At 44.3% G+C, this 11,150-nt stretch carries 8 protein-coding genes; all 8 read left to right on the top strand.

Annotation, left to right across the window (positions count from 1 at the left end):
• A partial coding sequence (locus tag ENI34_00915) for a hypothetical protein (protein HEC77687.1) occupies positions 1–4,323 on the top strand: 4,323 nt, incomplete at its 5' end.
• On the top strand, positions 4,302–5,105 hold the full coding sequence (locus ENI34_00920) for a M28 family peptidase (GenBank protein HEC77688.1): 804 nt from the start codon (positions 4,302–4,304) through the stop codon (positions 5,103–5,105). The genes ENI34_00915 and ENI34_00920, both read left to right, overlap by 22 nt.
• Positions 5,106–5,127: 22 nt before the next feature.
• Positions 5,128–5,445: a helix-hairpin-helix domain-containing protein gene (locus ENI34_00925; protein ID HEC77689.1), complete on the top strand. Its 318-nt coding sequence runs from the start codon at positions 5,128–5,130 to the stop codon at positions 5,443–5,445.
• A 12-nt stretch (positions 5,446–5,457) separates the two neighbouring features.
• Entirely contained in the window at positions 5,458–7,329 is a 1,872-nt protein-coding gene (locus ENI34_00930; GenBank protein ID HEC77690.1) for a hypothetical protein, read from the top strand.
• A 108-nt stretch (positions 7,330–7,437) separates the two neighbouring features.
• Positions 7,438–7,827 (top strand): hypothetical protein, encoded by a 390-nt coding sequence (locus ENI34_00935; protein HEC77691.1) that lies wholly within the window; start codon positions 7,438–7,440, stop codon positions 7,825–7,827.
• Positions 7,828–7,873: 46 nt separating this feature from the next.
• A complete protein-coding gene (locus tag ENI34_00940) occupies positions 7,874–9,382 on the top strand; it encodes a hypothetical protein (GenBank protein HEC77692.1) in 1,509 nt (502 codons plus the stop codon).
• The gene (locus ENI34_00945) at positions 9,298–10,743 is read left to right on the top strand and encodes a radical SAM protein (protein ID HEC77693.1); all 1,446 of its coding nucleotides are present in this window, start codon (positions 9,298–9,300) and stop codon (positions 10,741–10,743) included. Before ENI34_00940 ends, ENI34_00945 begins: the two co-directional genes overlap by 85 nt.
• On the top strand, positions 10,730–11,150 hold a 421-nt coding region (locus ENI34_00950), incomplete at its 3' end, for a hypothetical protein (protein HEC77694.1). The genes ENI34_00945 and ENI34_00950, both read left to right, overlap by 14 nt.

An 11,150-nucleotide genomic window follows, 5' to 3' on the forward strand; every position in this document is an offset into this window, starting at 1 on the left:
AACACCAGCGGCGTGATTGATACCGTTGGTGTGATCAATTGGGAAAACCCCGAGGATACCATTCAGCTGAAACTGATATGTCCTCAGTATTCAGACACATCTTCCTACACCTGGCATTATGAACAGAAAAACTATTATCAAATCGTCAGCCCGGGGTCCCGTCTTGATTCACTGCGTATTTACTATATCGCTTCCGGTGGTGAACATCGGGATCGACAGAATGACGTACCGTTCATCGAACTTCTGGGACTTGATCAGAGTCCAAAGGACGGATTGGTGGATGAGAACAGAGTATTCTTTTCAGGCAGAGGACTTCTGATATTTCCGAAGAGCGAGCCGTTCGCCGATTCGAGCGTTCTGGACGAGCCGGATCCTCAGATTTATAATGATCCGTATATGGTCGGTACAGGTAAATATTATATTTATGCAAAGACCACTGAAGCGAAACCTGTTTATACCTTACCCGAGAATGTGGAAAAGGTGTGGGTTTATGTCGATGAGGTACTCCAGGATTCAATCAAAGATTATCATGTGGATTATGAAAGCGGGAAACTCGAATTCAAAAAACCGATTCTTCCGACACAGAAGGTGAGGATTAAAGTGGAGTATTCTCCTTTTTTCTCGGCTGCGGAAAAGTCTTTGGTCGGCCTTCGGGGAAGTATGAGACCGTTCGGCGACGCCGCTCTCGGTTCTTCATTCTTCTATCGTACTGAATCCTATCCCGCTGAGCACGTCCGTTTGAGAGAAGAACCATTTAACAGGATGGTGTGGGAGGTCGATTTCAATTATCCTCAAAAGTTGCCTTTCATTACAAGATTGGTGGATCGGTTACCCCTTGTTGAGACCGAAACACCGTCGCAACTTAATATCAATTTCGAAGGAGCATACTCGTTTTCCAATCTTAATGCCAAAGGTGAAGTTTTTCTGGATGATTTGGAGTCCTCGACCATCATCAGTAATGACGTCTCCATAAACAGGTCTTCCTGGGTTTTGTGCTCCAAACCAGTAGGACGGGAGGATTCAAATTTTGTCAAGAAGAGGATTATCTGGTTCAACCCCAGAAATGAAGAGCGCCTTCAGGCAAGTGATATTTATGAAGAACCGCTTGATCCGAATGAGATCGCCGATGTTTTGAAGATTATTTTTACCCCGGACGATACCCTGTCTTTCGGTGGTTTGACCCAGTATATCTATGGTGAAAACTTCAGCGATGTAGAGAATCTGGAATTGATTATAAAAGGAAAGGGCGGTAGGATACATGTTGATTTTGCACAGGAGATCAGTGAGGACCAGTTACGCAGGGACAAAAACGGAGTACTTGTGGGTCTCGGCACCAAAGAGGATGAGGATAAGGATATGAACGGTGTCTGGACACAGAACGACGAGGATACCGGTCTGGACGGCGTATACGGCAATGACGATGACGACATCGCCGGAGACGACGGGAATGACGACTATGAAGATTACGGTTATTCAGGTACAATAAATGGAACCGAAGGAAATAAACTCTGGGATACCGAAGACATTGATCGGGACGGTGGTTTGAATTCCAAGAATGAATATTACAGTTATTCCATAGACCTCGACGATACCAGTTCCACCGGTTATTTAATCAAGGAATCCGGATTACGCGATGATTGGAAGATGTTTCGTGTTGCGATTAAGGACTCAACCTGGGACCTTGTGGTGGGACAGCCCGATTGGCATAACATCAAATATGTGAGGATCTGGTTTGACGGTTTTTCCTCCACTGAGACGCTTTTGATATATAAGATAAGTGCGACCGGCAGCAGATGGAAGAATTACGGCATCATCGGTGATAAGACAGGACCGGGACCGGATGAAGTCTTCACCCTGACCCCGGTGAATACCAAGACCCATACTTATTATAAATCCCCCTATCCGACCGAGACTGATGAATTCGGCCAGGCGAAGACCGAAGGAGGGCTTGAATTTCGACTGGAGAATATTCAACAGGGGCATGTCTGTGTCGCCCACCGACAGACGGATGATAATGAAGACTATCGTGCTTATGACACCCTGACATTTTATTTCCAGGCGAAGCATTCAAACCCATTGATATCAATCAGGCTGGGCAGTGATAGTTTGAATTATTACGAGTATACGACAGAGTACAATAATGGGACGATAGGATATAACAACTATCGCCTTTTCAAAGTATCCATGCAGCGTTTTCTCGAGCTCAAAAAACAGAAAGTGAATCCTGCGGATACGATCAGTGATTCAGTACACACGGTGGTAGGGAATCCTTCGCTCTCGAAGAATCAATTTTTGGAAATCAGAATCAGAAATCAATACGTCACCTTGTTGACCGACACCATCTGGTTCAATGATGTCAAATTGAGAGCTCCGAAAAGTGAGGTGGGGAGGATCCTGCGAGGAAACGGTTCACTCAGTTTCGCCGATTTCGCTTCGGTCTCTTTCGCCTTTGATGAGTCGAACGGCCGGTTCAAAAGACTGTCAGAATCCAAAGATATTTCAACGTCCAGCGCCGGCCGCGGCTATTCTTTCAACTCCAATGTATCACTGGATAAATTTTTCCCGAAAACATGGGGGTTCAGTATTCCCGTAGGTTTCAATTATCGCAAGTATACACAGGAGCCGCGTTTTTCAATTGACGCCGACGATATAGAACTCAGTGAAGAAGACCGCAGTGAACAGGTATCCAGAACTTTGATGAAATCATATACGATCCATGCCTCCAAAACGAATTCAAAACACTGGTTTTTGAAGAATACCATAGACAGATTATCCTTTGACCACGATCGTTCCCAGTCATATTCCCGAAGCGCATTGAGCGCCGACACTTCGGACATCAGCAACTACCGTGCCGCCTACACTCTGGATCCGAAATTTGATATTAAATTTTTGAACCAGGTCTTTTCGCCGCTGCCGAAGAATATCAGTTTGAGCGCGCTCTATACCGATAATTCCGTCAAGTCGTATTATCGTACAGACGTGGATTCAGCTTTCAAAGAATCCGAATACGCGACAAGGCGGAAGCGGACTTTAACCCCGTCCTTTTCCGTCACTTATTCTCCGCATGCGATTTTAAACGCCACCTACACTTTTTCCCAGTCACGTGATTCCGTGTTGGGAAGAAAGCGCTATGGAGAAGAGGTGGGAAGAACGCAGAGTGTGAATGCTTCTTTATCAAGGGATTTAAAGATTATTTCACCCCGTTTATACTTCAACTCCAGTTATAATGAAGATTACAGATTCGAGATAAGACAGGATGAAGATTTACGGAATGTATCGAATTCAGGAAGATACGGTTTTGAAGGGCAGGTCAATATCAAAGATATCGTGAGATTTTTTACAAGGCTGCGTGATGAGACAAAAGATTCACTTCAGATAACGGGCTCCCCGGCATGGTTTGCCAAGAAGATCGAGGATTTTATAAACTATTTACAAAATCCTTCTCTTAACTGGTCACGGCAGCGAAGCTCGAGTTATCTGAATGTCAAAGTGCGGCCGGAATTCAGATATCAATGGGGAATAAGTGATTCCATCCCCGCTGATGAGATCGCCCAGGGAAGTTATCCGGGAAGAAGTATGACGGATACCTATGGAGCGTCCTCGGGTTTGAACCTGAAATTTGTCACTGTAAACGGCGGCTACAACGGTACGGTGAACAGAGCCTTTAATTACGGCGGGGATGAAGTTCGGATAAATACAGTGATGTATCCTAATTTAATGGTGAGGATTTTAAGACTGGAATCCCTGCCCTTTTTGAAAAAGTACTGCCGTTCTTCTTCAATCACCACCGGCTTCAATCAAACCCTGGAAAAGAGATATGAAATCCCGTCTGACAGTGCTGCAACATTGACGTCTGATTCAAAAGGGTTGAGTTTTTCACCCCTGGCGAGCTGGCAGTGTAATTGGAAGAGAGGTATTTCCACGAACGTCGATGTTACTTATACGGAAACAAACTCGGTTGATTATGCGGGAGCATCTGAGTCACATTCGCGGATGATAACGAGAGGCGGAACTGCTACAGTAGCATATACCTTTAGTGCACCGCGTGGCATCGGTCTGCCTTTTTTGCACGGTCTTAAATTCACTTCAAATCTTTCAATCAACCTCAGCGTGAATTACAACCGCACGACGAATTATTATAATACCGTTGGCAAACCGACGAATGATACGAGTACCATGGGGACGAATATCGGTTTGTCCTACAACTTTTCCTCGAGCGTGACCGGCGGAGCCAATATCGATTACAGTCGGAATGATGATATGAACAGTGAACAGAATTCCCGTAGGATCGGAGTGAATGCATGGGTGAACATAAACTTTTAGTCATAGTCTTTTCTCTTCTTTTTTTTATTGCCGTCCAACCGGTGTTCGCCAGAAGCCCTTATGATTATCTGGTCGATTTTTGTAAGATCGGGGAACGCGTACCGGGTACTGAGGGACATCAGAGAGCCAAAAATTTTATAGTGGATAATTTAAGCGCCCCTGAAGTCGATTCGTTCTTCACCCGCGGCACGTGGTTCTATAATATCAAACAGAGTTTCCCGGGTGAGTACCGAAGGATCGGTATAGCCGCCCATTGGGATTCTGATGTCGGCTGCCCGGGTGCCAATGACGGCGGTTCGGGAGTGGCGTTGCTCTTGAGTTTGGTGGATACCCTTGAGGTGAACCCCTCGAAGATGGCGGTCGATATAATATTTTTCGACGGGGAAGATGTGGATAAGGCGGATCTCATCGGTTCAGAGCATTTCGCCGCCCGGTGTGTTGATGATTATTCTTTTATCATTGTCGTCGATATGGTGGGAGACGCCGATCTGCAGATCTTTAAAGAAGGCAACTCCACAAAATTTTTCCCTGAGCTGGTCGATTCTCTCTGGGAAATCGGTATGGAGGTGGCGCCGCTGGTTTTCCTTCCGGTGGTGAAATACTACATTAAAGACGATCATATCTCATTGATAAAATACGGTATACGCGCCGTTAATATTATTGATTTTGATTATCCTTATTGGGATTCGAAAGACGATACAGTCGATAAATGCAGTAAAGAAAGTCTTGATACCATGTATAACTTCCTTTTGAAGATCGTATATCCCAGATTTTTATATTGATCGCTGTCGCCGAAGATAAAGCATGAGTCGGAGAGAGACGATAGTTCTTTTGATTATGGTGGCTGTTCTCATCATCATAAATGTCGTCGGTTATATAAGACGGCAGAATTTCAAAAGAAATTACCAGGTGATCGTAGAGGAATCAGCGGTCAGGATCTCAATAAATTACGCTTCAGCCGACGACCTGATGGACCTTCCCGGTATCGGTCCATCGATTGCGGCAAGGATTATTGAATACCGGGAAAAATGCGGAGGATTCCAGAGATTGAGTGATCTGAAAGAAGTCAAAGGGATCGGAGAAAAGCTTTTCCAGAAAATTTTGCCGTATATAGAATTATAAAAAGGAGGAATTATGATTTTATTTTTTTTATGTGTCTTGGGTATAAACCAGAACCAGTTCGATGCCGCAACTGCAGTGCTGAGGTCATATTTTAATTGTGATAACACGGTTGCAACCGTAGGAAGCCGGTATTATGAACCCAGTGAGATGGCCTGCGGAGCCCGGTTACGGTATTTAAATAATTACGAGATACAATATACGCGGGGTGATATTATTATTGGTGACCAGGCTGCAGAGACGCTTTATGTTACTGGCTATTTTTATAATAACGGGAATATAATCATTATCAATGATGGTGTGCTTAATGTTAAGAATGCGGACTTTAATCTTGATGGAAATATCATGATAAGTAATTCAGGGAAGGCGTTCATTGATTCGAGCTCGGCAAAATTTCTACAGCATTACATATATCAATATATAATATCAGTAGTCGACTCAGGGTATTTTTCGCTAACCAATGCAGATACCCGATTTAATGGGTATCCGATTAATGTTTTTCTCCAGGGAGATGCCCGGATATTTATGGATAATGTTGTAAATCAGGACTGGATAACTGCAGTTATTTTTGAACGGGGTAATGTTTTTCTTAATGATGTTGGTATTACCGGGGAATGGCTGTTTGATCATAGCACCTATGCAGAATTTCATAATGTTAATAATTTACTTACCTGGTATTTCTTTAACGATTCTTCTCTTGTGGACTTCGTCTTTCCTGCAGGTGATACTGTTTATGGATATTATTTTGATTCAACATTGAGCGGTGTTAGTGGTGTTGGTTATCATGTTGAGATTGACAGTTCAACAGATTGTATGTGGGCGGTGATACCACTGAGGGGTTCTGATATAACGATAAATGATTCTGAATTGCGGGTTACGGGTCTAATGTTTGAAGGTGTTGATTCCTTTGATATTTCCGGTCTGGTGAATGGTCTTCATTATAATGATTATGTACTGCCGATTACTGATCGTAATTATCACCTGATTAATACCTCAGTCCAGACCTGGAATCTGTATCCGAGTGATTCCAGTTATGTACACCTGACAAGTTCGATATTTGGAGAATTGTGTGGTTTTGCAAATAGTTATACTGTGATTGAAAATGCTTTTTGTGACGGTAGTGGCGGTCATATTGAGGCAAGCAGTAATGCCTTTGTTTGTGTTGTACTTTCAAGCATTATGACAGATGTTATAACGAAAGATCACGGCATTTGTTTCCTCGGCTATTGTTCAATGCCCTTAGGCCATATCTGGATTACTGGCTCTTCCGTGGGAATAATCGTTAACAGCCAATTCCCTGAGGAACCGGTTGTTTCTGATACTTCGATTGTCTTCGTCGCTGCGGTCACAGCTCCGTCCGAAGCCAGCGTGGACGATACCGTCGGAATCATCGGTTCCGCCTGGGTTGATGTGGGTCCATATCAACCTCTGGATTTTGACCATTACCAGCTCTTTTATCGGCTGGCAGGTGATTCTGTGTGGTCCCCTGTAGCAGGGCAGAGGTATGTAGAGGTCCGCTGGGATACACTCGATTATTGGAATACAGCGGGTTTGGTTCCGGGTGACTATGAAGTCAGATTGGTTTTGAAAGATACGGCGGGTGATAGTGTTGAGGCGTTGAAACAGATAAGGTTGACGGCCCAGACCGTTGTTGAAAAAAGATTTCCGCCGGTGTTATCCCCCGGTGTTGAGGTGAAGCGGCTCGGTCCACGCCTTTTTTATATTGACAGAGGTATCTCCAAAGTGATGATTGATATCTATGATATCACCGGCCGAAAAGTACACCAACTGAGAGAAGATGAAAGGTACTGGAAAGCACCCGGCAGCGGTATCTATTTTCTGAAGGGTGGAGATACGCCTTTGTCAGAAAAACTTGTTGCTTTTTAGAAGACACCGCTGTTTTGGTTGACTTCCACTTCCAATTTTATATAATTAATGGTGGAAAGCAATTTTACAGCCGAGTTATTTTTAAAGAAGCGATGAAAGGAGGAAAAGATGCAGTTGCCATATGGTGAGATAGAAAAGAATGTTCTGCGGATGAAATTTTCAAGTGCTGATTATTCTGTTGCTTCAGTACTGAGTGCGATAAAAGTGCATATAGACGTGATTGAAGAACTGGGGGTTGTGTTTCTTGGTGCGCAGACCGAGCTTGTAGCCGGTCCGACACCGGTTTTTCAACCTGTTCCTGTTGTCGCCCAGTTTGAATACACAGGCAAAGGGAATGCGGATGAAGTACTGAAAAAAGTTTATAGAATAATCTGGCACGGTATTGTGAATTCATTCCCTGATGAGAGCTCCTGGTCTGAGGCGAAAGAAGCATATTCCGCTTTTATAGCTGCCCAGGCAGACCTTCTGAGGGCGCGGATCGAAGCCTCGCAAGGATAGTTTGCGCATTAAATCCATCTATTACTGATAACCTCAGATTCTGGAGATGATTAATTTTTTATTGGTATTGATATCTCTGTCTGCTGATCTTCAGTGGGTGGAGGTTGATCTTTCTTTATGGAACGACGGAAGGGCGGATTTTGTTTACAAAGTACATTGGCGGGTTGTTTCCGGCACAATGAGTGGTTTCTATTTTCAAGAAAAAACGGTCGTTCCCTACTTCAATTATGAAAATTCTTATGCAGTCGATGAATACGGCAGGACCTATCCTCTTGAGATAAAGGATCTGGGCGCCAAGTATGACATCATCCTCGCCCGCGGCAGGAGATTCGGCCCCGGCGAAATCACCTACATTTTCCATTTCGGAGGCGACCTGGGAAAGAGCGGTAATCTTGCCAAGACGAGCAGTGAGTTCGGTGAACTCGTTGTCCTCAATTGGGCACCGGCGCAATGGGATGAACCGCTGGAACATTATACCCTTTATATTTATTATCCGATAAAGGTGGCGGGCAAAGAGGTTGTCCCCGATGAATACGGTTTCAGGACCGAACAGTTTATGAATGAGAAGTATCTGCTTTCTTATTATGGACAGGAATACGAAGGGGATTACTGGTTTACAGTACGTGTTCACAAAAACAATGTAGCGGCCCATGAAAAATTGAGGGTCCAACAGTATATCCCGGCATCGTATTTCAATACGGAGAAGTTCGGTACCATAAAGATAACCCCTGTAAGTAAAAAGAGGTTTACTTTTCCACTTGAGATAATCTGGATGTTGATTTCCATTATTCCTTATCTCTTCTTCGGCAACAAAAAGGCAAAGAAGATCAAGGGTGCTTACAGTGATGTCGCCAGTCTGAGCTGGCTGCGTGATGATTGGGTGCCGCCGAAGATTGAAATCGCGACCTTCAGAAAATCAGGGAAAGTGGCGAAGCTCGATCTGATTGAAGCGGTATTGTTTCTTGATTATCCGATTAATAAACTGCTTACGATCCTGGCGTCGAAATTGGAGGATAACGGTATAATAAGTATTGTGTCGAAACAGCCGTTAAAGATCGAAGTGCTTAAAAGGCCCACCGGTTTGAGATATTATGAAGCTGCTTTTCTCGATGCCATAAAATCAGACGGTTCACTGAATCAGGAGGGATTAAAATCATTGATAACCCAGGTTGTTGAAAAGGTATCCATGAAATCCTGGGATTGTGATCCAAAGGCGACAAAATTATATTATGAGGAAAAGTTCGGCGCGCCTTCGACCGAAAAGCCGATTGATAAGGAATATAATAAGTCAGAATACTATGATTATCTTCTGAACCGGCGATTCGGTAATTATCGATATTACAATGAAATGGAGTCGTCATTCACTGCATACAGTGAACCGATTCAGAATTACTCTGTGTTCGTCCGTTCAGATGCCTGCCACAGCGCCTGCTATGTTCACACCGCCTGCCACGACGCCTGCCATTCGGCATGTCACTCGGCATGTCACTCAGCCTGCCATTCGGCCTGTCATTCAGCATGCCATTCAGCCTGTGTGAGCGGGGGAGCACACTGATGTTCAAATATTTAAAAATACCCGGACTGTCAAGATTGAAGACAATCAGAAAAGTCTCACCCCGACCTGCAGAGACTGCAGGTTATGATATCAGCTGGGTGGATGAATTCGTGACGAAGATAAAACCATATATTTATGTACGAAAACGTGACAATCTTTTGATTCTTATTCCCAACCAGGTTTATAAACTCAACCAGTCGGCAGTGGGTATGCTTGATTTTCTTTTGAAAGGACATTCCATCAGTGAGTTGTGTAATATCGTGGGTGGTGATGAAAACAGAAGAAGAGATATCCATTTTTTCTTCTGTGATCTCAGGGCGATAATAAGTGGATGTCTGCGTGAGAACGAAGAGCGTGCCGCAGTAAGTTACTATGAGTTCAACAATGAACTTAACGATTACCCGGTGATTTCGGAATTTGCGGTTACTTACCGCTGCAATCTGAACTGCGGATTCTGTTATGTCGGTGCGAAAGAATACGGCGAGTTGAGCACAAATGATGCGAAGAAAGTACTGTTCAAGATTATTAAAGAAGCCCAGGTGCCTTCAGTCAGTTTCACCGGCGGCGAACCGCTGCTTCGGAAAGATCTGTGCGAGTTGGTCAAATATGCATCTGAATTGGGTCTTTGGACGAACCTCATTACAAACGGCACCTTGATCACCGAAGAGCGGGTGCAGGTATTGAAAGACGCCGGTCTGTCGAGCGCCCAGGTGAGTATCGAGGGGCACAATCCAGAAGTGCATGACAGGGCAACCGGGAAGCTCGGTTCATTTGATGCGACGGTAAAAGGAATAAAGCTGCTTTTGAAAGCAGGGATCCCCGTACATACCAATACGACGGTTTCAAGAATCAATCTGCCGTATCTTGAGGAGATCGTGCTTCTTGCAAAAAAGATCGGTCTTCAGAGACTTTCGATGAATCTGGTAATTCCCTGTGGCAGTGCCTCAGAAAGGAAAGATCTCTGGGTGTCTTATTCCGAAGTCGGAGATCATATTATGAGAGTAAAACATCGTGCAGAGCAGGAGAATATTAAATTTCTATGGTATTCACCGGTACCGATGTGTACCTTCAATCCCATTGCATACGGGTTCGGCAACAAATCCTGTGCCGCGATCACCGGTCTCCTGAGCATCGATCCACTGGGTAATATCATTCCCTGTTCATCCTGGCGTAAACCGGTCGGTTCCCTCTTAACCGAGAAGTTCACTACTATCTGGAATTCAGAGATGCTGGGCTATTTTAAAAATATCGAATACGCTCCTGAAGAATGTCGTGAATGCATTCACCTCGAAATCTGCAAAGGCGCCTGTCCTCTTTACTGGAAGGCGGTGGGAGTGAAAGAATTATATGGAAGAACATAAGGTCTATTTCATCTTTGATAAAATCAGCCCCGGACTGCGTGCTTTGATTTCCGCACTGTTGATCATCACGGGTTTTCTTTTTCAATTCGCCTCAAAGAATATCCTTGCCGGTTTGCCCTTTATCATCGCCTGCGTTGTACTTAATTTCATCAAAGGCATTTCCATCAAGAGAGTGGTGCCGAAAAGCTTGAAGTGGTGTGAGGTTACACCACAAAAGATAGATCAGGTTTTTGAACAATGTAAAAGAATTAATAAATTTCGTTCCGGCGACATCGGATGCATCGTCACCGGTTTTGTTGTTTTTGTTATGGTTCTTTCTTTCGGCATACCGCTCCTTTCAGTGATCGGCTCTATATCATTTCCTGTGGTCGCTACAGTGGTTAATCTGTTCATCCTGTTCGGCGGTA

The sequence above is a fragment of the candidate division WOR-3 bacterium genome (assembly GCA_011052815.1).
Taxonomy (GTDB): Bacteria; Hydrothermota; Tepidihabitantia; order SM23-42; family SM23-42; genus DRIG01.

Bases quoted from the DNA above. Each gene is read 5' to 3' on its own strand.
- ENI34_00925 (HEC77689.1), top strand. From the start codon at position 5,128: ATGAGTCGGAGAGAGACGATAGTTCTTTTGATTATGGTGGCTGTTCTC.
- ENI34_00940 (HEC77692.1), top strand. From the start codon at position 7,874: ATGATTAATTTTTTATTGGTATTGATATCTCTGTCTGCTGATCTTCAG.
- ENI34_00945 (HEC77693.1), top strand. From the start codon at position 9,298: ATGTCACTCGGCATGTCACTCAGCCTGCCATTCGGCCTGTCATTCAGC.
- ENI34_00920 (HEC77688.1), top strand. From the start codon at position 4,302: ATGGGTGAACATAAACTTTTAGTCATAGTCTTTTCTCTTCTTTTTTTT.
- ENI34_00930 (HEC77690.1), top strand. From the start codon at position 5,458: ATGATTTTATTTTTTTTATGTGTCTTGGGTATAAACCAGAACCAGTTC.
- ENI34_00935 (HEC77691.1), top strand. From the start codon at position 7,438: ATGCAGTTGCCATATGGTGAGATAGAAAAGAATGTTCTGCGGATGAAA.